This is a genomic window from Pseudomonas sp. CROZ-RG-20F-R04-15 (genome assembly GCF_022662375.1).
GTDB lineage: Bacteria > Pseudomonadota > Gammaproteobacteria > Pseudomonadales > Pseudomonadaceae > Aquipseudomonas.
This window is the reverse complement of the sequence record NZ_JAKNQL010000011.1, coordinates 20,340-44,845: the sequence shown is the minus strand read 5'-3', so window position 1 is coordinate 44,845 and position 24,506 is coordinate 20,340. Positions and strand designations below refer to the sequence as shown.

Annotated in this window: 21 protein-coding genes and 1 pseudogene; 5 read left to right on the top strand and 17 right to left on the bottom strand. The window is 60.5% G+C overall.

Features of this window, described 5'->3' with window-relative positions:
- The first annotated feature begins 2 nt into the window (after window positions 1–2).
- From L8H52_RS17515 to L8H52_RS17500, 4 genes and pseudogenes are all read left to right on the top strand, one after another.
- Window positions 3–1,196 (top strand): acetyl-CoA C-acyltransferase, encoded by a 1,194-nt coding sequence (locus L8H52_RS17515; RefSeq protein WP_242208100.1) that lies wholly within the window; start codon window positions 3–5, stop codon window positions 1,194–1,196.
- A pseudogene (locus L8H52_RS17510) lies at window positions 1,184–1,303 on the top strand (metal ABC transporter ATP-binding protein); the annotation flags it as partial. The gene L8H52_RS17515 and the pseudogene L8H52_RS17510, both read left to right, overlap by 13 nt.
- 33 nt (window positions 1,304–1,336) lie before the next feature.
- Window positions 1,337–2,464, top strand: coding sequence for an acyl-CoA dehydrogenase (locus L8H52_RS17505; RefSeq protein WP_242208101.1), 1,128 nt, complete (start codon window positions 1,337–1,339; stop codon window positions 2,462–2,464).
- Between the two features lie 16 nt (window positions 2,465–2,480).
- Entirely contained in the window at window positions 2,481–3,254 is a 774-nt protein-coding gene (locus L8H52_RS17500) for an enoyl-CoA hydratase (protein WP_242208102.1), read from the top strand.
- A gap of 489 nt (window positions 3,255–3,743) precedes the next feature.
- On the opposite strand, the gene L8H52_RS17495 is transcribed toward L8H52_RS17500, so the two are convergent.
- The 14 genes from L8H52_RS17495 to arnB all read right to left on the bottom strand — a co-directional run bounded on the left by L8H52_RS17495 (window position 3,744) and on the right by arnB (window position 19,328).
- Complete coding sequence (locus L8H52_RS17495) at window positions 3,744–4,895, bottom strand: acyl-CoA dehydrogenase family protein (protein ID WP_242208103.1); 1,152 nt, start codon at window positions 4,893–4,895, stop codon at window positions 3,744–3,746.
- A gap of 3 nt (window positions 4,896–4,898) precedes the next feature.
- Window positions 4,899–6,005, bottom strand: a complete 1,107-nt coding sequence (locus L8H52_RS17490; RefSeq protein ID WP_242208104.1) for an enoyl-CoA hydratase/isomerase family protein — start codon at window positions 6,003–6,005, stop codon at window positions 4,899–4,901.
- 142 nt (window positions 6,006–6,147) lie between these two features.
- Window positions 6,148–6,837 (bottom strand): HPP family protein, encoded by a 690-nt coding sequence (locus L8H52_RS17485; protein WP_242208105.1) that lies wholly within the window; start codon window positions 6,835–6,837, stop codon window positions 6,148–6,150.
- A gap of 157 nt (window positions 6,838–6,994) precedes the next feature.
- Window positions 6,995–8,173, bottom strand: a complete 1,179-nt coding sequence (locus L8H52_RS17480; protein WP_242208106.1) for an MFS transporter — start codon at window positions 8,171–8,173, stop codon at window positions 6,995–6,997.
- Window positions 8,174–8,371: 198 nt separating this feature from the next.
- Window positions 8,372–8,890: a GNAT family N-acetyltransferase gene (locus L8H52_RS17475; protein ID WP_242208107.1), complete on the bottom strand. Its 519-nt coding sequence runs from the start codon at window positions 8,888–8,890 to the stop codon at window positions 8,372–8,374.
- Window positions 8,891–8,926: 36 nt separating this feature from the next.
- Window positions 8,927–10,522: a glycosyltransferase family 39 protein gene (locus L8H52_RS17470; RefSeq protein ID WP_242208108.1), complete on the bottom strand. Its 1,596-nt coding sequence runs from the start codon at window positions 10,520–10,522 to the stop codon at window positions 8,927–8,929.
- Window positions 10,519–11,898, bottom strand: coding sequence for a UDP-glucose/GDP-mannose dehydrogenase family protein (locus L8H52_RS17465; RefSeq protein WP_242208109.1), 1,380 nt, complete (start codon window positions 11,896–11,898; stop codon window positions 10,519–10,521). Before L8H52_RS17465 ends, L8H52_RS17470 begins: the two co-directional genes overlap by 4 nt.
- Window positions 11,895–12,299, bottom strand: coding sequence for a 4-amino-4-deoxy-L-arabinose-phosphoundecaprenol flippase subunit ArnF (arnF, locus tag L8H52_RS17460; RefSeq protein ID WP_242208110.1), 405 nt, complete (start codon window positions 12,297–12,299; stop codon window positions 11,895–11,897). The genes L8H52_RS17465 and arnF overlap by 4 nt, the downstream gene beginning before the upstream one ends.
- Complete coding sequence (gene arnE, locus L8H52_RS17455; RefSeq protein ID WP_242208111.1) at window positions 12,296–12,640, bottom strand: 4-amino-4-deoxy-L-arabinose-phosphoundecaprenol flippase subunit ArnE; 345 nt, start codon at window positions 12,638–12,640, stop codon at window positions 12,296–12,298. Before arnE ends, arnF begins: the two co-directional genes overlap by 4 nt.
- Window positions 12,637–14,289: a lipid IV(A) 4-amino-4-deoxy-L-arabinosyltransferase gene (arnT, locus tag L8H52_RS17450; protein ID WP_242208112.1), complete on the bottom strand. Its 1,653-nt coding sequence runs from the start codon at window positions 14,287–14,289 to the stop codon at window positions 12,637–12,639. Before arnT ends, arnE begins: the two co-directional genes overlap by 4 nt.
- Window positions 14,286–15,170 carry a 4-deoxy-4-formamido-L-arabinose-phosphoundecaprenol deformylase gene (gene arnD / locus L8H52_RS17445; protein WP_242208113.1) on the bottom strand — a complete coding sequence of 295 codons (885 nt, stop codon included), beginning with the start codon at window positions 15,168–15,170 and terminating at the stop codon, window positions 14,286–14,288. The genes arnT and arnD overlap by 4 nt, the downstream gene beginning before the upstream one ends.
- Window positions 15,170–17,161: a bifunctional UDP-4-amino-4-deoxy-L-arabinose formyltransferase/UDP-glucuronic acid oxidase ArnA gene (arnA, locus tag L8H52_RS17440; protein WP_242208114.1), complete on the bottom strand. Its 1,992-nt coding sequence runs from the start codon at window positions 17,159–17,161 to the stop codon at window positions 15,170–15,172. The genes arnD and arnA overlap by 1 nt, the downstream gene beginning before the upstream one ends.
- A complete protein-coding gene (gene arnC / locus L8H52_RS17435) occupies window positions 17,158–18,183 on the bottom strand; it encodes an undecaprenyl-phosphate 4-deoxy-4-formamido-L-arabinose transferase (RefSeq protein WP_242208115.1) in 1,026 nt (341 codons plus the stop codon). Before arnC ends, arnA begins: the two co-directional genes overlap by 4 nt.
- Complete coding sequence (gene arnB / locus L8H52_RS17430; RefSeq protein ID WP_242208116.1) at window positions 18,180–19,328, bottom strand: UDP-4-amino-4-deoxy-L-arabinose aminotransferase; 1,149 nt, start codon at window positions 19,326–19,328, stop codon at window positions 18,180–18,182. The genes arnC and arnB overlap by 4 nt, the downstream gene beginning before the upstream one ends.
- A 433-nt stretch (window positions 19,329–19,761) precedes the next feature.
- Here arnB and L8H52_RS17425 point away from each other — a divergent pair, with 433 nt between their 5' ends.
- On the top strand, window positions 19,762–20,652 hold the full coding sequence (locus L8H52_RS17425) for a tyrosine-type recombinase/integrase (RefSeq protein WP_242208135.1): 891 nt from the start codon (window positions 19,762–19,764) through the stop codon (window positions 20,650–20,652).
- Here the strand turns inward: L8H52_RS17425 and L8H52_RS17420 are convergent, their stop codons facing one another.
- The 3 genes from L8H52_RS17420 to L8H52_RS17410 are packed head-to-tail and all read right to left on the bottom strand — an operon-like array spanning window position 20,653 to window position 24,320.
- Window positions 20,653–21,711, bottom strand: a complete 1,059-nt coding sequence (locus tag L8H52_RS17420; RefSeq protein ID WP_242208117.1) for an ABC transporter ATP-binding protein — start codon at window positions 21,709–21,711, stop codon at window positions 20,653–20,655.
- On the bottom strand, window positions 21,708–23,306 hold the full coding sequence (locus L8H52_RS17415; RefSeq protein WP_242208118.1) for an iron ABC transporter permease: 1,599 nt from the start codon (window positions 23,304–23,306) through the stop codon (window positions 21,708–21,710). The genes L8H52_RS17420 and L8H52_RS17415 overlap by 4 nt, the downstream gene beginning before the upstream one ends.
- Window positions 23,307–24,320, bottom strand: a complete 1,014-nt coding sequence (locus L8H52_RS17410; protein WP_242208119.1) for an iron ABC transporter substrate-binding protein — start codon at window positions 24,318–24,320, stop codon at window positions 23,307–23,309.
- Window positions 24,321–24,506: the final 186 nt, after the last annotated feature.

Genomic DNA, 24,506 nt, shown 5'->3' with positions numbered 1-24,506 from the left:
TCATGACTATTTCCAGTGATCCGATTGTTATCGTCAGCGCCGTGCGCACGCCCATGGGCGGTTTTCAGGGCGAACTGAAAAGCCTCACTGCGCCGCAACTCGGCGCTGCGGCGATCAAAGCCGCAGTGGAACGTGCCAGTATCGCCAGCGACTCGGTCGATGAAGTGCTGTTCGGTTGTGTGCTGCCTGCCGGGCTCGGTCAGGCGCCTGCACGCCAGGCTGCGCTGGGCGCCGGGCTGGATAAATCGACCCGCTGCACCACCGTCAACAAGATGTGCGGTTCGGGCATGGAAACCACCATTCTCGCCCACGACATGCTGGTTGCCGGCAGCGCCGACGTGGTGATCGCCGGTGGCATGGAAAGCATGTCCAACTCGCCGTATCTGCTCGATCGTGCCCGCGCCGGTTATCGCATGGGCCAAGGTCGCGTGCTTGATTCGATGTTCCTCGACGGTCTCGAAGACGCCTACGACAAGGGCCGCCTGATGGGCACCTTCGCCGAGGATTGCGCCGAGACCAACCACTTCAGTCGTGAAGCGCAAGACGCCTTTGCTATCGCCTCGACCACCCGCGCGCAACAGGCGATCAAGGACGGTAGCTTCAAAGACGAAATCGTCCCGCTGACCGTGACCGTCGGCAAAGAGCAGGTGCTGATCAGCGATGACGAGCAGCCGCCGAAAGCCAAACTCGACAAAGTGGCCTCGCTGAAACCGGCGTTTCGCGAAGGCGGCACGGTGACGGCGGCAAATTCCAGTTCGATCTCTGACGGTGCGGCGGCGCTGGTGCTGATGCGCCAGTCGCAGGCGCAGAAGCTCGGGCTGAAACCGCTGGCGGTGATTCACGGTCATGCCGCGTTCGCTGACACCCCGGGCCTGTTCCCGGTGGCGCCGATTGGCGCGATCAAGAAGCTGATCAAGAAAACCGGCTGGTCGCTGGGTGACGTCGATCTGTTCGAGGTCAACGAAGCGTTTGCCGTGGTTGGCATGGCAGCGATGACGCATCTGGAAATTCCCCATGACAAGTTGAATGTGCATGGCGGTGCCTGTGCGCTGGGCCATCCGATCGGTGCCTCTGGCGCGCGGATTCTGGTGACGTTGCTGTCGGCCTTGCGTCAGCGGAAGCAGAAACGCGGCATCGCGGCGATCTGCATCGGCGGCGGCGAAGCCACGGCCATGGCTGTGGAATGCGTGTATTGAAACAAACGCCAATCCCTGTGGGAGCGAGCCTGCTCGCGAAGGCGTCGTGTCAGCCAGCATTGGAGTTGAATGACACACCGCATTCGCGAGCAGGCTCGCTCCCACAGGATTTGTGTCTGAACTTGAAGTAAGGATTCACCATGATTCCCAACGAAGACCAAACCCAGATCCGCGACATGGCCCGGCAGTTCGCCGAGGAACGCCTGAAGCCGTTCGCCGCCGAGTGGGATCGCGAGCACCGTTTCCCCAAGGAAGCCATCGGCGAAATGGCCGAACTGGGCTTCTTCGGCATGCTTGTGCCGGAGCAGTGGGGCGGTTGCGACACCGGTTACCTGGCCTACGCCATGGCCCTGGAAGAAATCGCCGCCGGCGACGGCGCCTGCTCGACGATCATGAGCGTGCACAACTCGGTGGGTTGCGTGCCGATCCTCAAGTTCGGCAACGATGATCAGCGTGAACGCTTTCTCAAGCCGTTGGCCAGCGGTGCCATGCTCGGCGCCTTTGCGCTGACCGAACCGCAGGCCGGTTCCGACGCCAGCAGCCTGAAAACCCGCGCACGCCTGGAAGGCGATCACTACGTGCTGAATGGCTGCAAACAGTTCATCACCTCCGGGCAAAACGCCGGGATCGTCATCGTCTTTGCCGTGACCGATCCGAGTGCCGGCAAGCGCGGTATCAGTGCGTTTATCGTGCCGACCGATTCGCCGGGCTATAAAGTCGCCCGCGTCGAAGACAAGCTCGGCCAGCACGCCTCCGACACCTGCCAGATCCTCTTCGAAGATGTGCAAGTGCCGGTGGCCAACCGCTTGGGCGAAGAGGGCGAGGGCTACAAGATCGCCTTGGCCAACCTCGAAGGCGGCCGCGTCGGTATCGCTTCGCAATCGGTGGGCATGGCCCGCGCGGCGTTCGAAGCGGCGCGTGATTACGCCCGCGAGCGCGACACCTTCGGCAAGCCGATCATCGAGCATCAGGCCGTGGCATTCCGCTTGGCCGACATGGCCACGCAGATCGCCGTCGCCCGGCAAATGGTGCACTACGCGGCGGCCCTGCGTGACAGCGGCCAACCGGCACTGGTCGAGGCGTCAATGGCCAAACTGTTCGCCTCGGAAATGGCCGAAAAGGTCTGCTCGATGGCGTTGCAAACCCTTGGTGGTTACGGTTACCTCAACGACTTCCCGCTGGAACGGATCTACCGCGACGTGCGCGTCTGCCAGATCTACGAAGGCACCAGCGATATTCAGCGCATGGTCATTTCGCGCAATCTTTGAGAAGGAATTTTTATTCATGACTTATGAAACCATTCTGCTGGACACCCACGGCCGCGTTGGCCTGATCACTCTCAACCGCCCGCAGGCGCTGAACGCGCTGAATGCGCAACTGGTCAGCGAAGTGAACCAGGCCCTTGATGCGCTGGAAGCCGATGCGGACATCGGTTGCATCGTCATCACTGGCTCGAAAAAAGCCTTTGCCGCCGGCGCCGACATCAAGGAAATGGCCGAGCTTACTTACCCGCAGATCTACATGGACGACCTGTTCAGCGACAGCGATCGCGTGGCTAATCGGCGTAAACCGATCATCGCTGCGGTCAACGGTTTCGCCTTGGGCGGCGGCTGTGAACTGGCGTTGATGTGCGACTTCATTCTGGCCGGTGACAACGCAAAATTCGGTCAACCGGAAATCAATCTCGGTGTGTTACCGGGCATGGGCGGCACCCAGCGCCTGACTCGCGCCGTGGGCAAGGCCAAGGCCATGGAAATGTGCCTGAGCGGGCGTTTGATTGATGCGGTGGAGGCTGAGCGTTGCGGCATCGTTGCGCGGATCGTGCCGAGTGATGAACTGCTTGATGAGGCGCTGAAAGTGGCCGCAGTGATCGCCAGCAAGTCGCTGCCGATTGCGATGATGATCAAGGAGAGCGTGAACCGTGCCTTCGAAGTCAATCTGACGGAAGGCGTGCGTTTTGAGCGTCGGGTATTCCATGCGGCGTTTGCCACGCAGGATCAGAAGGAAGGGATGGCGGCGTTTATTGCCAAGCGTGAGGCTGCGTTCCAAGGCAAGTAACGCGCGGATCTGACTGACGCCTTCGCGAGCAGGCTCGCTCCCACATGAGGTTCTCGGCGTTCACAAAACCTGTATTCGCTGGAGATCTCTGTGGGAGCGAGCCTGCTCGCGAAGCTTTTAAGGCTTGATGTACATCAAAATCAAAAGCCCCTCACCCTAACCCTCTCCCGGAGGGAGAGGGGACTGATTGGGGGATATTGGTGATCTGCGCCGACCTGAAAGAGCTTTACTGAATCCCTGATCGACCTGGTTTATTCAATCGATAATCGACCCGTTCTTTCAGGACGATGGAGAACGCCAGATACCTCGGTTGGCCCCTCCGGTGGGAGAGGGCTGATTGGGAATGCTTTGGAAATACGCCGACTTGATTCTGCTTTAGCGAATCCATAATCGACCTGGTCTTTCAGGTCGATGGATAACGCCAGACAACTCGGTCGGCCCCCTCTCCCTCTGGGAGAGGGCTGGGGTGAGGGAAAGGGGCCTACACCATTACATCTGGTAGTTCTTCAGCTCCCGCGCAATGACCATCCGCTGAATCTCGCTCGAGCCTTCATAGATCTGGGTAATCCGTGCATCGCGGTAGTACTTCTCGACCGGATAATCCTCCAGATATCCATACCCGCCATGAATCTGAATCGCCGAGGAACATACTTTCTCGGCCATTTCCGACGCAAACAACTTGGCCTGCGAAGCCTCGGACAAACACGGTTTTCCTGCCGTCCGCAGTCGCGCCGCATGCAGAATCATTAACCGCGCCGCGTTGATCTGCATGTGCATGTCGGCCAGCAGATTGGCAATGCTCTGATGTTCATTGATCGGTTTGCCGAACTGGATACGGTCGCGCGAATACACCAGCGCTGCTTCGAACGCCGCACGGGCGATACCCAATGCTTGCGCGGCGATGCCGATGCGTCCGCCTTCAAGGTTGGACAGGGCGATCGCCAGACCTTTGCCACGCTCGCCGAGCAGATTGGCCTCGGGGATGCTGCAGTTATTCAGCGTCACCGCGCAGGTATCAGAAGCGCGGATGCCCATCTTGTGTTCGGTGCGATCCACGATAAAACCGGCGGTATCGGTCGGCACCAGAAACGCCGAAATACCTTTCTTGCCCAGATCCGGATCGGTCACCGCAAACACGATCGCCAGTTTCGCGCGTTTGCCGTTGCTGACAAATTGCTTGGCGCCATTGATCACCCACTGGCCATCGCGCAGTTCGGCGCGGGTGCGCAGGTTGTGCGCTTCGGAGCCGGCCTGCGGTTCGGTCAGGCAGAAGCAACCGATGGTTTTCCCGCTGGCCAGATCCGCCAGCCACGTTTGCTTCTGTGCTTCGCTGCCGTAATTGAGCACCGGGCCGCAACCGACCGAGTTGTGGATGCTCATGAACGCGCCGGTCGCGCCGTCACCGGCGGAAATCTCTTCCACGGCCAGCGCATAAGCGACGTAATCGACGTAGGTGCCACCCCATTCCTCAGGCACCACCATGCCGAGCAAACCGAGTTCACCCATCTTCGCGACGAGCGCGTCATCGATCCAGCCAGCCTTTTCCCAGGCCTGCGCGTGCGGCGCGATTTCGCCACGGGCAAAGTCCCGGGCCATGTCGCGGATCATTACTTGTTCTTCAGTCAGTTCGAGATCGTGCATGGCTCAGCTCCCGCTCTCGGCAAATTCGTGAAAGAAACTCGCGACATGCTCTGCGTCCAGCGCAGCCAGGGTCGGCGGGTTCCAGCGCGGTGTCTTGTCTTTATCGATCAGCAGCGCGCGCACGCCTTCGATCAGGTCGCCACGCTCGAACCATTGGCGATCCAGATGCAGTTCGAGCGCGAAGCAATGTTCCAGGCTCAAGTGCCGGCCGCGACGGAGCATTTCCAGGGTCACCGCCATGGCCAGCGGCGAGCGGGTTTCCAGCAGGTCGGCCGTGGTGGTCGCCCATGCGTGGCTGTCAGCCACGGTCACTGCGCGCAATTGCTCGACCATGCTCGGCACATCCGGCAGGGCGAAAAAGTGATCGATGGCCGGGCGCAAGGCTTGCAACGGCGCATCAGGCAAAGTCTGTACGGCGTGTTTGGCCAACAGGTTCTGCAGCGCCTTGAGCGGAGTGTCCTGCCATTCCATCTGATCGAGTTTTTCGTCGAGCAGCGCCAGTTTGCTGCTGTCCAGATACCAGTCAGCCAGCCCGCAATACAACGCATCGGCCGCGCGGATCTGCACGCCACTGACCCCCAGATAAATCCCCAGCTCACCGGGAATGCGCGGCAGGAAATAACTGCCGCCGACATCGGGAAAATATCCGATGGCCACTTCCGGCATCGCCAGACGGCTCTTTTCAGTGACCACGCGCAGATCGGCGCCTTGCACCAGGCCCATGCCGCCGCCGAGGACAAAACCGTCCATCAAGGCCAGCACCGGTTTGCGGTAGTGATGAATCGTCAGGTCGAGGGCGTATTCCTCAACAAAGAAATCTTCGTGCAGCGTGTCGCCGCTTTTGAAACTGTCGTACAGGGAACGAATATCACCGCCGGCGCAGAAGGCTTTTTCACCGGCACCGCGCAGCACAACGGCGTGGACATTGGCGTCGGTCGCCCAAGCGTCGAGTTGCTGTTGCAGCAAACGCACCATGTCGAGGGTAATGGCGTTGAGGCCGGCGGGGCGATTGAGGGTCAGGTGACCGATATGGTTGCGAACCTCGGCCAGCACTTCGTTTTGCGTGGCGTCCATGGACTGGGTCCGCGGGGATGAAGCCTGAGCAGTCATCAGTAACTCCCTGCTTTTATTGTCTTTATTCGAAAAACTCGCGCGCGAGCGTTACCGGATCGTAACAGTGCAAATTTGCCCTGTACAACGGGGATATGTGCAGGCGCTGTCTGCGTTTTTACCTTAGACGATATGCAGAAGATTACTTCGAAAAAACCTCACCGATACTGCGGCGTCTGGCGTGCATTTCGCTGGCATGGATCAATTGCTCGAGATCCTCGGGGGTGATGTCGATGAAGCCTTCCATGTCGGCCAAAGCGAGTTTGAGGTCTTCGGCGGTGATGGCCTGAGTGTCGACGGGCGCAACGATCGGCGCCGGCTCTGCCGGACGTTTCGGGTAACGGATTCGCGTCAGATTGTTGTAGGCCAGGGCGCTGAGCAGCATGCACGCCGCGCCGAGCATCACCGGTTCCATGGCCTTCCAGTCCAGGGCGATGGTCGCAGGATCGGCCAGCACCAGCGTCAATGCCAACGCGCCTGCCGGTGGGTGCAGGCAACGCAGCCAGCACATCAGAATCAGCGCCATGCCCGCCGCCAGACAGGCGCTGCCCAGAGTTCGACCGAGCACGTGGGCGACCAGCAATGCGACAACGCCGGCACATAAATAGCCGCCGAGAATCGACCACGGCTGAGCGAGGGCACCAGAGGACACGGCGAACAGCAACACCGCCGAAGCGCCCAGCGGCCCGATCAAGTGATAGGCGACTTCATGGCCGAACACCTGCGCGCACAGCCACACGCTGAACAATGTGCCTAATGCCATGCCGATGGCGGCACGGCTCCATTCAGTCGGGCGGGTATTAATGGCGGCGGGCAACCAGCGAGCGAGCATGTGAATCCGGTCCTTGCAGCAAATTCGAGGCAAAAAAAAGGACTTGTCCGGCATATCCGGAAAGCCCTCGAAGCGTTCCAACATTGGGGGAGGAACGTGCACAGTGTGCCGATCAAACTCGATGCTGACAAATTCATATTAATGCACATTTAGTGCATTAATTTTGTATTGAAGCGACGCGGCGGCCACTCACGAAGCACAAATAGCCGCCCACCGCCGCCAATGCGCTCAAGGCATAGAACATGCTCGGCGCGGGTGTGTGCATCAGCAGAAACCCGCACATCACCGGGCTCGCCGCACCGCCCAGCGCTGCGAGGTTCTGCGCGCCGTAATAGCTGCCGCGCAGTTCTTCCGGGGCGAGGGTGTCGACAAACAGAAAATCGGCCGGGTAAATGATCATCTCGCCCAAGGTGAAGATGAACATCGCTACGCACCAACCGAGCAGACTGTCGGCCAGACTGAAGCCGATCAGCCCGACGATGAACAACGCGGTGCCGCCGGCAATCCAGTAGCGCAGGTGCTCGCGGCTGAGCAAGCGGCCGATCTGGTACTGCAACAGGATCACCGTGATCGCGTTGCAGGCGAGCAGGGCGGCCATGGTGTCCAGCGTCTGTTGCTGGGTGTGGGTGACCAGCAGGTATTGCGACAGGTACAGGGTGAAACGTCCGTGTACCAGCGTGCTGAGCAGGCAACCCAGCGTAAACAGAATCATCGTGCGGTCGTTTTTCAGGATGATCAGGGTTTTCAGAAAACTCGGAGGCGCAGTGACAGCTGCTATCGGGCGCACTTCCCGGGTGGCGCCGAGCAGCAAAAAAATACTGCCGATGGCAATCGCACCGGCCACGATGAAGGGCGCCGAGGGCTGTACCCCGGCAATCACCACGCCGATCATCGGGCCGACGGCATAGCCGATGTTGGTCAATGTGTAGTTGAGGGAAAACGCCTTGACCCGTTGGCCGACTGGCAGGTTTTCACTGAGGATGGCTTTGGAGCAGATGAGGAACAGTGCCGACGCCGTTTCGCTGATGATCAGTACCAGGGTGACCAGATACAGGTTCTGCGCGAAGGTCAGCAGGATCAGACCGATACCACTGGAGAGCATGGTCAGGATCAGTAACCGGCGCTTGTCGAGCCGATCGATGATGTAGCCGCCGTACAGCGACAGCAACGTGGCGCTGAACACCGCGATGCCCAGCAACAGACCGACGTCCTGCGGGTTGAGGCCGAGCTTGTTGCTGAGGAACAACGTCAGTAGCGGGCTGATCAGCGCGCGGCTGATGACGACGCTCAGCGAACTGATCATCAACCGGCGGATGAGACGCGAGTAGGTGGCCACGAAGGGTCAATGTCCTTATTTCAAAATGCCTGGCGGGCGTGCGTCATCCTCACCGGGCAATCACCACCGGTCAAGCTGCCACAACACTATCCCTGTGGGAGCGAGCCTGCTCGCGAATGCGTTGGGTCAGGTACATCAATGTTGACTGACACTCCGCCTTCGCGAGCAGGCTCGCTCCCACAATTACCTTCATTGCGTTCAAATCAGGCGCAGGCGCATGGCGCAGCGCCGCTCTGCGGGAAAGCCATAACGGATTTCGGCTTGCAGCGCATCGTGTAAATGGCGATCGGCTTGTACATTCGTCAACTCGACAAACCCCATGCGTTGATAAAACGGCGCATTCCACGGCAGATCGCGAAAAGTGGTCAGCGTCACTGAGATCAACTGCATCGCGCGCGCTTGTTCAATGACGGCCGCAACCAGTGCGCGCCCCATGCCTTGTCCTTGAAAAGCCTGGCTGACGGAGAGCTCCTCAATGTGCAGGTGCTGATCGATAGCTACAGCACGAACAAATCCAGTCAGTTGCCCGTCGCGATTTGCCGCAACCCACACGTACGCCTGTTCGATGGCTTGCAAATGTCGGGCAGCAGCGGGCACCTCGGCATCAGCCAGCCACGCCAGAGAAGGATCAAGACGAAACAATTGCGCTGCCGAGCGCTCGATCGCGGGGAGGGCCACCGCGTCAGCGAGGCTGGCGCGGCGTACGTCGATGGTCATGTTGAGGCGCATCCTGCCGATCAAAAGGTCGACAGGTTACGGTTTCAGCCACAGCAATACATAGTCGTTTTTGTCGAAACGCCCACTCAACACCGGCTGCGCGTTTTCCAGCGGCGTGGCTTTGAGGGATGGCAGATCACTGCGATCCATCATCAACCACGCCGGACCTTTGAGCGCCTCCAGTTGCTGCACCGAGTCGCTGAACTGCGGTTGCAGGTCCTGCCCGACATTGACCATGAACTTGATCGCCTTCGCGTCCTTGCCCATGCCGTGCAATACCAGTGGCGCCGGATTTTGCTGAACCTGGGCGAACACCGCGTGACTGAACGCTTGCGTGTCATACAGGCGACGTTCTACGGGTTCAAACACTGCCGCATACACCGTCCATAGCGCCAATACGGCGCACAATGCCAATACCTCGACGCGCCAGCGCGGGATCAATAATCGCGACAGCGCCAGCAGTTGCAGCACGCCCAGGGCGATCACCACAAATGTCATGTCACTCAGTTGCTCGGGAAAGCGCCGTTGCGCGACCAGCAAAACCACCAGCAACAAGCCCGGTGTGACCAGCCACAAGCCCATGAGCAAACCGCGCAACCAGCGGAACACGCGCCCGTGCGCGACCTGAAACGGATACGCCGCAATGATCGCCGCCATCGGCAGCATCGGCAGCAGATACCGGGCCTTCTTCGCCTGAGGAATCGACAGCCCGACCATCACAATCAACCCCGCCGCCGCGCAATACTGCACCAGACGCAACGCCGGGCCACGTTGCTGGGGTTTGCTCAGCCACGCCGCCGCCAACACCAGCAATGCCAACGGATACGCCAGCGCATAGTTACCGAACGAGCTGGTGAAGTAATACAGCGAACCGCTGACACCTTCGCTGCCGTCCATGCGCCCCATGAACTGCATGCGGATCACGTCCTGCAGGAACACCGGGCCAGCGCTGACCTGCGCCAGCCATAACAACAGCCCGACACACGCGACCAGCAACAGTGAAGCCAACACGCCGAACACCAGCAACCGCGACCATTCTCGGTTGAGCAGGTAATAGCTGCAGAGCATGCCGGTCGGCACCACCAGCCCGATCGGCCCGCGAATCCCGAAACCCAGCAAGAGCAATACGAAGATCAGCGGCCAACGACGGCCGCCGCCAAAATGATCATGGGCATAACCCAGATAGAACACCGCGAACGCCACCGCCGCGAGCATCAAGTCCTGCGACACCGCGCGCACTTCGGTGACGAAACCGCTGGTCAGCATCAGCAAGGCAATACTGATCAACGCCCAACGCCGTGAGTACGGTGCCAGCAGTCGATACATCTGCGTCACGATCAACGCGCCCGCGATCGCGCTCGGCGCCCATGCAGTCAACGCATTCACCGCGCCGAACGGCAGCGACAGCAGCCAGATGAACAAGGTCGACACGGCCGAATAGTCCGCGTACGGCTGACCATAAGTGGTCGGAAACACCGTCGGCCCATGGCGCAACATTTCCTGCGCGAACAACACAAATCGCGAGTCGAAACCGATCGGAGCCTGCCCATAGACCCCGGCCATGAACACTAAAAACGCCAGCAGCCCTGCGATCAGGGACTGCCGGCGAATCTCGGGCGATAACGCGATCAAGCGACGTCGGACGCGTGCGGCCACTGTTGCAGCGGGATCGGCAATTTGCGCGATTCGCCACGGCCCATCGGGAAATAATGGAAACCGTTGCGCGCCAGACGCTCGGCGTCGTACAGGTTGCGCCCGTCAAAGATCACCGGGGTGTTGAGGCGCTGTTTGATCAGGTCAAAGTCCGGGGCCTTGAACTGCTGCCACTCGGTGCAGATGATCAGTGCGTCGGCGCCGGGCAACACCGATTCCGGCGTGCCCATCAGCATCAGTTTCGACTCGTCCGGGTAGAGGTTCTGGGTTTCCTGCATGGCTTCCGGGTCGAACGCGCGCACGCTGGCACCGGCCGCCCACAACTCTTCCAGCAACACCCGGCTCGGTGCATCGCGCATGTCGTCGGTGTTGGGTTTGAATGCCAGGCCCCACAGGGCGAAGGTCTTGCCGCGCAGATCACCCTTGTAGAACGCATTGATACGCTCGAACAACTTGTGTTTCTGCCGCTGGTTGATCGCCTCGACGGCTTGCAGCAAGTCGCTGGAGCAATGCGCTTCTTCGGCACTGTGGATCAACGCGCGCATGTCTTTGGGGAAGCACGAGCCGCCATAACCGCAGCCCGGATAGATAAAGTGGTAACCGATGCGCGTGTCGGCACCGATGCCCTGGCGCACCGATTCGATGTCGGCGCCCAGGTGTTCGGCGAGTTCGGCGATCTGGTTGATGAAGCTGATCTTGGTCGCCAGCATGCAGTTGGCGGCGTACTTGGTCAGCTCGGCGCTGCGCAGGTCCATGAACATGATGCGGTCGTGGTTGCGGTTGAACGGCGAGTACAGATCGCGCATCACGTCACGCACTTCATCACCCTCGCAGCCGATGACGATGCGGTCCGGACGACGGCAGTCAGCTACCGCCGATCCTTCCTTGAGAAATTCCGGGTTGGAGACGATATCGAATTGCAGCAGGCGGCCAACCTTGATCAAGGCCTTTTCGATGTGCGTGCGCAACGTATCGCCAGTGCCCACCGGCACCGTGGATTTTTCCACCAGAATCAGCGGCTGCTCACGATGCCTGGCAATCGCGTCGCCCACTGACAGCACATAACGCAGATCGGCCGAGCCGTCCTCCCGCGACGGCGTACCGACGGCAATAAACGCCACCCGACCGTGCTGCACGGCAAGTTGCTCATCAGTGGTGAATTGCAGGCGTTTCGAATCGAGACCTTCGCGCACCAGGCTGGCCAGCCCCGGTTCGAAAATGCTGACATGACCCTGGCGCAACAGGTCGACCTTCTTCTGGTCGACGTCCATGCACACGACATCATGGCCGACCTCGGCCAACACAGCCGCTTGCACCAGACCGACGTAACCGCTGCCAAATACTGTGATTTTCATGGAGCACTCCTGAATTCGGGCGCACGAGCCGGACGAGTGTTAATAGTGATGACCCCGAGCATGACCAGCGCCACGCCCAGTGATTTAGTGAAGCTGAAAGATTCGTTGAACAGCGGCAGACTGGCCGCCAGCAGATACACCAGCGCATAGCTGATGCTCAGCAGTGAGTACGCCCGGCCCAGCGGCAGATCGCGCAGGGCGGCGAGCCAGCAGAGCATCGACAGGGCGTAGGCGAAGATCGCCGCGATGACCACGGCCAGCGCGCGCCAGTCGAGACTGTCGATGTGCAGCCATTGGTCCGGTGCGGGCAGACGGGTCATGCTCCAGCGCATGCCCAGTTGCGCAGCGCTGACCAACAACACGCTGCCCAGTGCGAAGGTGATGCCACGACGTTGATTCATGACTGTTGCCCCAGCAACACCACGCCGCCGATCACCAACGCCACGCCGAGCCAATGCTGACGGTCGATGGGTTCACGGAAGACGAAGCGCGCGATCAGGGTGATCAACACGAAGTTGAGGCTGAGCATCGGGTAGGCGATGCCGACTTCCAGACGCTGCAACACCAGCAGCCAGACCAACAGCCCCGAGCCGAGGGCGAGCAGCGCCAGCCATAACCATGGCGAGCGCAGTTTGTCGGCCCAGGTCGAATCGACACCGCGCCAACTCTCCACCGCGTATTTCTGCGCAACCTGCCCGAGACAGGTCAGCAGGCACGCGGCCAACAGCAGCAACAGGCTCATGACGCCTCCTTGGGCAGAATCATGATCACCAGGTTGCCCTGCTCGTAACGGACGCCGTCCTTTGGCAACTTGTCGATTTCGTCCAGTTCGTCCTGCCCCTTGACGCGCATCACCACGCCGACCGAACCGCTGCGGCGCGCCTCGCGCATCCACTGTTGTACGTGTTCGGGATCAACCCGCTGTTGAATGCCGTCAGGATAGGCAAGGCCATATTTCAATTCGCCTATCGTGTTGTACAACGCCACTTGCGGGGTTTTCAGGCGCCAGGCCAGCGCCGAAGCGGCGCCCAGATCGTTGCTCAGCAGGTGCTCGGCCTGCGCCAGTTCGGTGACGTGATGCTTGATGAACTGATCCGGCGTCTTGTTGGCAACCACCGATTTCGGCAGCGCCGCCGGCAACACCGCGATCAGCAACAGGCTGCCCAGCGCCGGTGCCGCCCAGCATTGCAGCGGCAAGAAGGCTTGCAGGAGGTTGGCGATGATCCAGCCGATCAACGCAATGAACACCAGCACCATGCTGTGCAGTTCGTGGTCGTAGACCGGTTTAGTCAGTTGCAGATAGACCAGCGCCACCAGCAACACGATGCCCAATGCCAGGTTGAGCAGGCCATTGAGGCTCAGCGCCCGGCCTTGCTCCAGACGCAAACGGTCGGCCACGACGTTACCGAGCAGCAAGGCCATCGGTAGCAGGCACGGCAGGATGTAGGTCGGCAGCTTGCCGTTGGCCAGGCTGAAAAACCCCAGCGGCATCAGCAGCCACAGCAACACAAACACGACTTTTGGCTGGACGCGGGTTTGCCATGCCTGCTTGAACGCCGTCGGCAGCAAGCCCACCCACGGCAAACTGAACGCCACCAACAGCGGCAGATAAAACCACCACGGCGCGTCGTGTTGCGCATCGTCACCGGCAAAGCGCCGGATGTGCTCGTGCCAGAAGAAGAACCGCCAGTAGTCCGGCTCCTGCGCATGCACCGAGAGCACCCACGGCAGACTGACGATGATCGCCACGGCAATCGCCACCGGGCCAAACATCAGCAGTTCACGCCAGCGTTTTTGCCAGAGCATCCACGGCAGCGCGATCAACACCGGCAGCAGCCAGGCGAGGAATCCCTTGGTCATGAAACCCATGCCGCAGGCGAGCCCCATTACCGCCCAGGCTGCCATGCGCTTGCCGCCGGTGTGACTGTCGAGGGCAAACCACAGCGCCACCAGACTCAGGTTGACCCAGAAGGTGAATTGCGGATCGAGGTTGGCGTAACCGGCCTGACCGGCGACCACGGTAAAACTCATGTAGAGCAGGGCGCAGACGAAGCTTTTGCGCGGCTCGTTCCACAAGCGCCGAGCGACCAGATAGCACAGCAGCACGCTCAACCCAGTGCTCAGCGCCGAAGCAAAGCGCACGCCGAACAGGTTCTGCCCAAACAACTCCTGACCCAGCGCGATCATCCAGTAACCGGCAATCGGCTTCTCGAAGTAGCGCAGGCTCATGAAGTGCGGCGACACCCAGTTGCCGCTCAGCAGCATGTCCTGACTGATCTGTGCGTAACGGGTTTCGTCGGGAATCCACAAGCCGTGCGTGCCCAGCGGCAGCAGATAGGCCAGCAAGCAAATGACCAGCAACAGCAGTGGCAGCGTCCAGCGTTTGGTCATGCGCCTTGCACTCCCAGCCAGCCTTCACGGCCGTCGAGGGCGCCGCGTTGCACGCGACCCACGGGCAAGGTGTTGAAGAACTCGGGCAGCAAATCGCCCAGCGGTTTGAAATCGATATCTCGCTGGCGCGCATCGGCCAGCAATTGACGAAAATCCTCAGCCATCAGAATCCCTTCTACTTCGGCGTGAATGGTGTAGACGTTGAGCTGTTGCGGGCGGAAGTGATCAAGGATGAATCCGTTGAAGTCCCGCGCCGCGACGATCGGTCCGACGACTTCGTCGAAGGTCGGCAGGTCCACCGGAATCTGCGGCGTGCCCGGTGTGCCGTCGGCCAGCAGCGGACGAAACAGGCGTTGCCCTCGGCAATCGCTGTTGTAGCGAAAGCCGAAGGCTTGTTTGGCCTCGATCACGCGCTCGTCGGCACGCCAACCAGCGGCGGCGGAACAGTCGACTTTCGCGCCGAGAATGTCGCTCAAGGTGTCGACGCCCTGACGAATCTGCTCGATCAGTTGCTTGTTGCTCCAGGTCCCGGCGTTGGCCTGCCAGCCGTGGTGATCCCACGCATGCAGGCCTACCTCATGACCGGCATCGCGGGCCTGACGCATCAGGTGCCCGAGATCACGGCCAATCGGTTTGCCCGGCCACGCGGTGCCGGCCAGCAGAATGTCCCAGCCGTACAGGCCGGCCGCGTTGGAGCGGAGCATCTTCCAGAGGAACTGCGGGCGGATCAGGCGCCACAGATGCCGGCCCATGTTGTCGGGGCCGACACTGAAGAAAAACGTTGCCTTGATCTGCGCCTCGTCGAGTATTTCGAGCAGCCGCGGCACCCCTTCACGGGTGCCTCGGTAGGTGTCGACATCGATACGAAGGCCTGCCTGCATTAGCGCTTGTCCGCTTGTTCGAGCATGGCTTCACGCAAGAAAAAGTCGAGCGTGTTGCCAATGGTCTCGCGCATTTCCACGGTTGGCGTCCAGTCGAGCAGACGCTTGGCGTTGGCAATGCTGGGTTTGCGGTGTTCAACGTCCTGATAGCCAGCGCCATAGAACGCCTTGCTTTCCACGTCGCGGAAACCGGCGAACGGCGGGAAGTTGTCACGCAGCGGGTGCGCTTCGAACTGACGCAGCAGTTCTTCGCCCAGCTGACGGATGCTGGCTTCGTTGTCCGGGTTGCCGATGTTGATGATCTGGCCGTTGCAGACGTCGTTGTCGTTGTCGATGATCCGCGCCAGTGCCTCGACGCCGTCAGCGATGTCGGTGAAGCAGCGTTTCTGCTCGCCGCCGTCGAACAGACGGATTGGCGTGCCTTCGACCAGATTGAGGATCAATTGGGTGATGGCGCGGGAGCTGCCGATCCGGGCCGAATCCAGACGATCAAGGCGCGGGCCCATCCAGTTGAACGGGCGGAACAGGGTGAAATTCAAACCCTTGGCGCCGTACGCCCAGATCACCCGGTCCAGCAGTTGTTTGGAGACGGAGTAGATCCAGCGCTGCTTGTTGATCGGGCCGACGATCAGGTTGGAGGTGTCCTCATCGAAGTGCTTGTCCTGGCACATGCCATAGACTTCCGAGGTCGACGGGAAGATCACGCGCTTGTTGTACTTGACGCAGTAGCGCACCAGTTTCAGGTTTTCTTCGAAGTCGAGTTCGAACACGCGTAGCGGGTTGCGGGTGTATTCGATCGGGGTGGCGATGGCCACGAGCGGCAGGACCACGTCGCACTTCTTGATGTGGTACTCGATCCACTCGGAGTGAATGCTGATATCGCCTTCGACGTAGTGGAAGTGCGGGTGGCTGCGCAGACGGTCGATGGCGTCGGAACCGATGTCCAGACCATAGACTTCGTAACGGTCATCGCGCAGCAGACGCTCGGACAAGTGATTGCCGATAAAGCCGTTGACGCCGAGGATCAGCACGCGGGTACGACGTGGCGCACGACCGGATTCGGCGCCGCGCAGCAGCGAGCCATCGACCAGACCCAGTTCGTTGGCCAGTTGCGGGCCGCTGAGGAACAGACCGTTGTCGTTGCGTTGACCGGAGAGGATCACCAGCGAGTCTTCACCGCAGGCAATGCGCAGCGGATCGACGCTGATCACCCGGCCCGGCGCCTGGCCGTCGTTGCCCTTGGCAACTTCGGCGCTCCAGACGATCAGTTTGTGCTCACCCACGGCGCAGAATGCACCCGGATAAGGTTGTGTCACGGCGCGAACCAGGTTGAACAACTGCTCGGCCGGTTGCGCCCAGACCAATTTGCCGTCCGCTGCGGTGCGACGACCAAACACGGTAGCCTTCGATTCGTCCTGCGCGGTTTCGCTGATTTTGCCTTGCAGCATTGCTGGCAGGGTGTCACGCAACAGATCAGCGGCGGCGGTGCGCAGCTTGCCGTGCAGGCTCAACGCGGTGTCGCTGCGTTCAATGGCAACACGCTGCTGGGCGACGATGGCGCCGGCATCGGCACGCTTGACCATGCGGTGCAGGGTCACGCCGGTTTCGGTTTCGCCGTTGACCAGAACCCAGTTGGCCGGGGCGCGACCACGGTAGCTTGGCAGCAACGAGCCGTGCAGGTTGAACGCGCCTTTTTTGGCCAGGGCCAGCAGTGGTTCGCTCAGCAGGTTGCGATAGTAGAACGAGAAAATGTAATCAGGATCGAGTTTGGCAATGCGCTCGATCCACAGCGGGTGATTGACGTCTTCCGGTGCATGCACCGGGATACCTTTGGTGGCGCACAGCTGTGCAACCGAGCCGTAAAACGCGTTTTCTTTCGGGTCATCCGCGTGAGTGAACACCGCTGCGATGTCATAGCCGCTGTCGAGCAGGCCTTGAATGCCGGCGCAGCCAATATCGTGGTAAGCGAAGACAACAGTTTTTGCACTCATGAGTGAACCTGACCGGTAGTAGAAGTAGTAGTGGAGAGACCATCAACGGTGACCGCAGGCGCCGGCTCGGCGGCGTGGCTGCGCAAGACTTTTTCAATGAAGAAACGCGGGCGGGCGCGCACGTCGCTGTACATGCGCCCCAGGTATTCGCCGAGCAGGCCCATGCCGATGAACTGGCCACCGGTAAATACGAACAGCACGGCGAACAGCACGAACAGACCATCACCGCCCCAACCGGCGCCGAGCGCCAGGCGCAGGACTATCAGCGCGAAGGCAAACAGCAGACCCAGACCGGCCATGGTGAAACCGACGATGCTGAGCAGGCGCAACGGCGTGGTGGTCATGCAGGTGATCAAGTCGAACATCAGGTTGATCAGGCGCATCGGGCTGTATTTCGAATCGCCGTGTTCACGCTCGGCGTGGGCGACGACGATTTCCGTGGTGTGGCGGGCGAAGCTGTTGGCCAGAATCGGGATGAAGGTGCTGCGTTCCCGGCAGGCCAGCATGGCGTCGATGATCGTGCGGCGGTAAGCGCGCAGCATGCAGCCGTAGTCGCTCATGGCGACGCCGGTGGAGCGCTGCACGGCGAGGTTGATCAGCTTCGACGGATAGCGGCGCAGGGCCGAATCCTGACGGTTGCCGCGCACGGTGCCGACGACGTCGTAACCCTTTTCCGCTTCAGCAACCAGGCGCGGAATTTCTTCCGGCGGGTTCTGCAGATCGGCGTCGAGGGTGATGACGACATCGCCTTTGCACTGCTCGAAACCGGCCATGATTGCCGCGTGCTGGCCGTAGTTGCGGTTGAGGATGACCGCTACGAACGGGCTGTCTTCACGGCTCGCAGCTTCTTCCAGAAGGTTGGCGGATTCATCACGGCTGCCGTCGTCGACGAGGACGATTTCATAGTCGTGACGCAACATGCGGCAGGCCGCTTCGGTGCGGCGCAGCAGTTCCGGCAGGCTGTCCTGTTCGTTGTAGACCGGGATGACGATCGACACACAGCGGATCGGATAAGGTTTCACGGGCGTTTGTCCATAAGAGTGGCGATGGCGCCGACCACGCGATCAAGGTCTTGATCGCTCATGTCGGGGAACAACGGAATCGAGCACAGCCGCGCCGAGTTCCATTCGGTGTTGGGCAGGTACAGGTCGGGGTCACGCTGGCGGTACCAGGTGTGCAGGTGGGTGGCGATGAAATGGATACCGGTGCCGATGCCCTGGTCCTGCAAGCCTTTCATGAAGGATTCGCGGTCCATGCCGCAGCGCTCGCTGTCGATGCGCAGGATGAACAGGTGCCAGGCGTGTGTCTGGGCGTAAGTCGGTACGGCCAGTGGTTGCACCGGCAGGCCCTCGAGTTTTTGCCGGTAGGCGGTAGCCAGTTCGGTGCGACGGGCGTTGATTGCGTCCAGACGCTCAAGCTGCACCAAGGCAATTGCAGCGTTGATGTCGGCGAGGTTGTATTTGAACCCCGGCTCCATCACTTGCGCCTGCGGTTTGCGGCCACCGGTGAGGCGATCGTAGGCGTCAACGCCGAGCCCGTGGAACTTGAGCATGCGCACACGGCTGGCCAAGGCTTCGTTGTCGGTGACGAACATCGCGCCTTCGGCACAGGTCATGTTCTTGATCGCGTGGAAAGAAAAAATCGCCGTGCCTTGCGAACCGACGTGGCGGCCCTTGTAACGAGTACCGGCGGCGTGGGCGGCGTCTTCGATCACAGCGATGCCGTGCTTGTCGGCCAACGCATACAGCGGATCGAGATCGAACGCGGCGCCGGCGTAATGCACGGGGATGATCGCTTTGGTGCGCGGGGTGATGGCGGCTTCGATGCGCTCTGCGTCGGTCATCAGGGTGTCGCGGTCGACGTCGACGAACACCGGTGTGGCGCCGAGCAGCGAGATCATGTTGGCGGTCGACACCCAAGTCTGCGACGGGGTGATGACTTCGTCGCCGGGGCCAATTCCCAAGGCCAGCAGAGTGATGTGCATGCCGCCGGTGGCTGAAGACAGTGCCACCGCGTGACGGCAGCCAACGTACTGTGCGAATTGCTCTTCGAGTGCCTGGTTTTTCGGCCCGGTGGTGATCCAGCCGGAACGCAAGACTTGTTCTACGGCTGCAATTTCTTCATCGCCGATACTTGGGCGGGAGAAGGGGAGAAACGCCTGACTCATGAACACCTCATCACAAACGATCAGAAGAAAACCAACTCACCCAATAGGATCCAATCTCAGCGTAGACGCAAAAAATACCTTTGCATCAATAAGTTGCTGAAATGACATACCGTCGGTGTGCGGTTGACTTTTGTGGCTTCGCGCGGCAGTTTGGACAGGGCCGACACGGGATCTGTTGGAATTAAGGTTATGCCCGTTTTTGTGAAAGGAACATGAAAACCCGGTCGGCGAATCGTTTATCTAGAGCTCATACAGCCGCTGTTCAGGCTTCTACCGTTTATCGTCGTTTTTAGTGGAAAAGTCCTACGGAAGTGTTCCCTTTATAGAGGGAATGTTGCAGTTGTTAGTTGCTGTGTTGAATTGTTTTTACTCAAGGCCTTTACGTTTGACTGACTTGTCCGTTGTACCGTTGCAAACCCGCCAAACCAATCCGATGACCCTGTATCTGGCGCGCCTGGCCCCCTCCAGCCAGCTGACCATGCGCTATGTTTTGCAGGACGCGGCCGACCGTCTCGGTTTTGAAGACATGAATGTCGAGGAAATTCCCTGGCACGCATTACAACCTGAAGATGTGGTCGCCCTGGTTGCCGCTTTGCGCGAAGACAACTATGCGCCGAACACTTCTTCGCTTTATGTAAATGCCGTGCGCGGGGTGATGAATGAAGCGTGGCGCATGAGTCTGATTTCTCAGGATCATCTGTTGAAAATGCGCTCGGTCAAAGCCATTGCCGGTACGCGGTTGTCGCAGGGGCGCAACTTGAAGCGCACTTTGATTCATGAACTGATGGAAGTTTGCGCCGCCGATCCACGCCCGCAAGGCCTGCGCGATGCGGCGGTGATTGCGTTGTTGTACGGCACCGGCATGCGTAAATCGGAGTCGGTGGATCTGGACTTGAATCAGGTCGACTTCACTGAGCGCAGCCTGACCGTCACCGGCAAGGGCAACAAGCAACTGATCAAGTACGCGCCGGCCTGGGCCTTCGCCAAACTCAATGCGTGGCTGGAGCTGCGGCGTTCAGAACTCAAGGAAGGCGAGAGTGACGATGCCTTTCTGTTCAACCGTATCCGTCGCGGCAGCCATATCACCCGCGAGCGCATCACCAAACACGCGATCTACTACATTGCCCGTCAGCGTGGCACGCAAGTCGGGGTGAAGATCATGCCCCACGATTTCCGCCGTTCGTTTATCACACGGGTCATCGAAGAACATGATCTGTCGATCGCCCAGAAGCTCGCGCACCACAGCAACATCCAGACCACCGCCAACTACGATGTCCGTGATGACAACGAGCGGCGGCGGGCGGTGGATCGCTTCGATCTGTGATCAGGAAAGCGTGAAGATGTGAGCAGCGCCGAGTACCGATAGCTGCACGTCGCTACCGGCCGGCGGCGCGTGCATGCCGGAGCTGCGTACCAATAGCGAGCGGCCAGGATCCTGATTGATCGGCGAGCGCAGTTCGACTGTGAGGGTGCAGGTGTTGCCGGCGAAATCCCGTTCGGTCACCACGGCGTGACAGCCTTGGTTACCGATCACCGTACCGGACAACTGCAACTGCTCGGGCCTGAGCATGATCTGCGCGTTGCCGCTAAAACCGTTGCTGTTCACCGGCACCGGACCGAGATCGCAGTGGGCGAGACCGGAGTCGATCCGCGCCGGCATCACCACGGCTTCGCCGAGAAAGTGTGCGGTCTGCTCGTCGTGCGGGTATCGGTAAAGATCCATCGGATGCCCGGACTGCACCAGCCGTCCGCCGCGCATCACCGCCAACTGATCGGCAAATGACAGCGCTTCGCCCTGATCGTGGGTCACCAGAATCGTGGTGACGCCGGCGTCCTCCAGCAAACGCGCGACCATTTTGCGCATGGCACTGCGCAGGCCGGTGTCGAGGGCGGAGAACGGCTCATCAAGGAGCATCAGTCGTGGTTGCTGGGCGAGCGCCCGGGCAAGGGAAACCCGTTGCTGCTGGCCGCCGGACAGTTCATGCGGCCAACGGTTGGCCATGTTGGCGTCCAGCGAAACGCTGTCCATCAATGCCTTGATCCGTTCCTCTCTGGCGGTGCCGGTCAGCGCCAGACCGAAGCCGATATTGGCGGCGACCGTCATGTGCGGAAACAGTGCGCCATCCTGGGGAACATAACCGATTTGCCGCTGGTAAGCGGGCACGGCATGAGTGCTGTCGACCAGCACCTGACCGTTGAGAGTCAGGCTGCCGGCATCGGGGAATTCGAAACCGGCAATCATCCGCAGCAATGTGGTTTTGCCGGAGCCGGACGGGCCGACAATCACCGTACGGCTGCCGGTCGGCACCGACAGACAGATGTCATCCAGCGCTTTCTGCGCGCCAAAGGATTTGCTCAGAGAGATCAGTTCAAGTGCGTTCATCGGCCAGCGGTGCGCCTGGATTGGTGATAGAGAAGGGCGGTCAGCGGCAGCGATAACAGCACCATCAGCAGCGCATAAGGCGCGGCGGCGGCGTAATCGATTTCGCTGGTCATGGCCCAGAAACCGGTGGCCAGGGTGCGGGTGCCGTTAGGCGCGAGCAGCAAGGTCGCGGTCAATTCATTGGTGATCGCCAGAAACACCAACGCGGCACCGGCAGCAGCGCCCGGCGCGGCAAGGCGCAAAGTGATCAGCCACAAGGCGCGCAACGGTGAACGGCCGAGACTTTGCGCAATGTTTTCCAGCTCGACCGGCGCCTGGGCGAACCCGGCGCGCAGGCTGACCAAGGCGCGCGGCAGGAACATCAGCAAGTAGGCGAGCAACACGGTGATGGTGGTCTGGTAGATCGGCCGGGCGAAGTGGATGGTCACGGTGACCAGGGCCAGCGCCACGACAATCCCCGGCAGCGAACTGGTGATGTAGTTGCAGCCTTCGAGCAAGCGCTGCAACCTGCCCGGCGCACGAATCGACAGCCAGGCAATCGGAATCGCCGCCAGACTGGTCAACAGTGCGCCGGCCACACCGAACGACAGGGTTTGCAGCAGCGCCGGCAACAGTTCGCCGCCGCCCCAGACCTCGGCGCCACCGGCAATCAGCCAGCGCCCCAACGTCAGCAACGGTACGCCGAGCGCGAGCACACAGGTCAGCACTTGCAGGCTCAAGCCAAGGAATACGCTGGCGCGATTCAAGCGCACCGTGCGTTGCTCGCGAGCGCTGCCGGAACCGACGCGGGCGTAGCGCGCCTTGCCTCTGGCGGCGGATTCGACGGTGAGCATCGCCAGACAACACAAGGCCAGAACGCCCGCCAGCATGTTCGCCGCCGGGCCGTTAAAGGTTGACTTGAACTGATCGAAAATCGCCGTGGTGAAGGTGTCGAACCGGATCATCGCGTAGAGGCCGTATTCGGCCAGCAGGTGCAAGCCGACCAGCAACGCACCGCCACAAATGGCCAGACGCAACTGTGGCAACACTACCCGGAAAAACACCGCCCACGGTTTCAGGCCGAGGGATTCGGCAACGTCCTCAATCGCCGGGTCGAGGCGACGCAATGTCGCCGCCACCGGCAGGTACAGAAACGGAAAATAAGCGATCACCGACACCAGCACCCCGGCCGGCAATCCGTGAATCGAAGGAATCAGACTGACCCACGCATAGCTATGCACGAACGCCGGCACCGCCAGCGGCGCCACGGCCAGCAATGACCACAGGCGTCGACCGGGCAGGTTGGTGCGCTCGGTCAGCCAGGCCAGTGCGGTGCCGAGCAGAATGCACAGCGGCAGGGTGATCAACACCAGCAGCACGGTGTTGATCAGCAGTTCCGCCACCCGTGGGCGAAACACCAACGCTTCGATGGTCGCCCAACCGGTGGCCCACGACACACCGAGCACAAACGCGATCGGCAGCAACGACAACAGTGAAACGCCGACGGCCAGTGCAACCACCCAAGAACCACCGCGCCCGGTCAGGGCGCGGGGTTTTAGCCTCAGGCTGGCGGAGGAGGCCGCAGCGACCTGCGCAGGAAGGGTTTCGGGGAGCACTTACAGGATTCCCGCCTGGGTCATCAGCTCGACGGCTTTTTTGCTGTCGAGTTTCGACGCATCGACTTTGGGTGCGTCGAGATCTTTCAGCGGCGTCAGTTTCGGGTTGGACGGTGCGTCCTTGCCGACCGCGTACTCAAACGAGGTGCCGCTGTGCAGAATCTCCTGGCCTTCTTTGCTGGTGATGTATTTGACGAACTTCTGCGCCTCTTCCTGATGTTTGCTGGAGGCCAGCACGCCAGCGCCGGAGGTGCTGACAAACGCGCCCGGATCCTGGTGTTTGAAATAATAGAGCTGGGTGTTTTTGCTGTTTTCGCCGGTCTTGGACTGATCGACGAAGCTGTAATAGTGATAGATCACGCCGCTGTCGATCTGCCCGGCGTTGACCGCTTTGAGCACGGCGCTGTTGCCGCGATACACGGTGGCGTTGGTTTTCATGCCTTTGAGCCAGTCCAGTGTGGCGGCTTCGCCTTTCTGCTCGAGCACGGCAGCGACGATGGCCTGGAAGTCTGCGCCGGCCGGCGAGGCAGCCCAGCGACCTTTCCACTCCGGTCTAGCCAGATCCAGCAGGGATTTCGGCAGGTCTTTCTCAGCCAGTTTTGCCGGGTTGTAGACGAACACCGTTGAGCGCGCGGCGATGCCGATCCACTGGCCGTGAGCCGGGCGGTACGCCGCATCGACTTGTTCCAGCGTGGCTGGCGCGATCGAGGCGAACAGCTTGGCGTTGTCGACCAGCACCATCGCCGGGGAGTTTTCGGTGAGGAACACATCGGCCGGCGAGGCCGCGCCTTCCTGCACCAGTTGGTTGCCCATCTCAGTGTCATCGCCATTGCGGATCGTCACCGGAATGCCCGTCTCTTCGGTGAATGCGGCCACCCAGGCTTTGGTCAGGCTTTCGTGCTGGGCGTTGTAAACCAGCAAACCAACACCGTCAGCCGCAAAGGCCGGGCCTGCGCCAAGCAGGGCAGTGACCAGCAATGCGCGTTTCAGAAAGGACGGAACCTGTGGATTCATGACGACAACGCTCCTGATTTTTTAGACGTTATGGGCAGGCATTCGCGGGCAGACTTCAATGCGAATGATTTGCAGATATTCAGCCGCAGGCAATGTAGAGAGGCAAATGAGAAAAAAACGTCAAACAAACCGTTAATACATGTCATTGCCATTCAGATTAGCAGCGACTCGACGACGCACGATTGC

What these genes read in the sequence shown, in the direction of transcription:
- L8H52_RS17515 (WP_242208100.1), top strand. Translation starts at nt 3, where the DNA reads ATGACTATTTCCAGTGATCCGATTGTTATCGTCAGCGCCGTGCGCACG.
- L8H52_RS17505 (WP_242208101.1), top strand. Translation starts at nt 1,337, where the DNA reads ATGATTCCCAACGAAGACCAAACCCAGATCCGCGACATGGCCCGGCAG.
- L8H52_RS17500 (WP_242208102.1), top strand. Translation starts at nt 2,481, where the DNA reads ATGACTTATGAAACCATTCTGCTGGACACCCACGGCCGCGTTGGCCTG.
- L8H52_RS17495 (WP_242208103.1), bottom strand. Translation starts at nt 4,895, where the DNA reads ATGCACGATCTCGAACTGACTGAAGAACAAGTAATGATCCGCGACATG.
- L8H52_RS17490 (WP_242208104.1), bottom strand. Translation starts at nt 6,005, where the DNA reads ATGACTGCTCAGGCTTCATCCCCGCGGACCCAGTCCATGGACGCCACG.
- L8H52_RS17485 (WP_242208105.1), bottom strand. Translation starts at nt 6,837, where the DNA reads ATGCTCGCTCGCTGGTTGCCCGCCGCCATTAATACCCGCCCGACTGAA.
- L8H52_RS17475 (WP_242208107.1), bottom strand. Translation starts at nt 8,890, where the DNA reads ATGACCATCGACGTACGCCGCGCCAGCCTCGCTGACGCGGTGGCCCTC.
- L8H52_RS17465 (WP_242208109.1), bottom strand. Translation starts at nt 11,898, where the DNA reads ATGAAAATCACAGTATTTGGCAGCGGTTACGTCGGTCTGGTGCAAGCG.
- arnF (WP_242208110.1), bottom strand. Translation starts at nt 12,299, where the DNA reads ATGAATCAACGTCGTGGCATCACCTTCGCACTGGGCAGCGTGTTGTTG.
- arnE (WP_242208111.1), bottom strand. Translation starts at nt 12,640, where the DNA reads ATGAGCCTGTTGCTGCTGTTGGCCGCGTGCCTGCTGACCTGTCTCGGG.
- arnT (WP_242208112.1), bottom strand. Translation starts at nt 14,289, where the DNA reads ATGACCAAACGCTGGACGCTGCCACTGCTGTTGCTGGTCATTTGCTTG.
- arnD (WP_242208113.1), bottom strand. Translation starts at nt 15,170, where the DNA reads ATGCAGGCAGGCCTTCGTATCGATGTCGACACCTACCGAGGCACCCGT.
- arnA (WP_242208114.1), bottom strand. Translation starts at nt 17,161, where the DNA reads ATGAGTGCAAAAACTGTTGTCTTCGCTTACCACGATATTGGCTGCGCC.
- arnB (WP_242208116.1), bottom strand. Translation starts at nt 19,328, where the DNA reads ATGAGTCAGGCGTTTCTCCCCTTCTCCCGCCCAAGTATCGGCGATGAA.
- L8H52_RS17425 (WP_242208135.1), top strand. Translation starts at nt 19,762, where the DNA reads ATGACCCTGTATCTGGCGCGCCTGGCCCCCTCCAGCCAGCTGACCATG.
- L8H52_RS17420 (WP_242208117.1), bottom strand. Translation starts at nt 21,711, where the DNA reads ATGAACGCACTTGAACTGATCTCTCTGAGCAAATCCTTTGGCGCGCAG.
- L8H52_RS17410 (WP_242208119.1), bottom strand. Translation starts at nt 24,320, where the DNA reads ATGAATCCACAGGTTCCGTCCTTTCTGAAACGCGCATTGCTGGTCACT.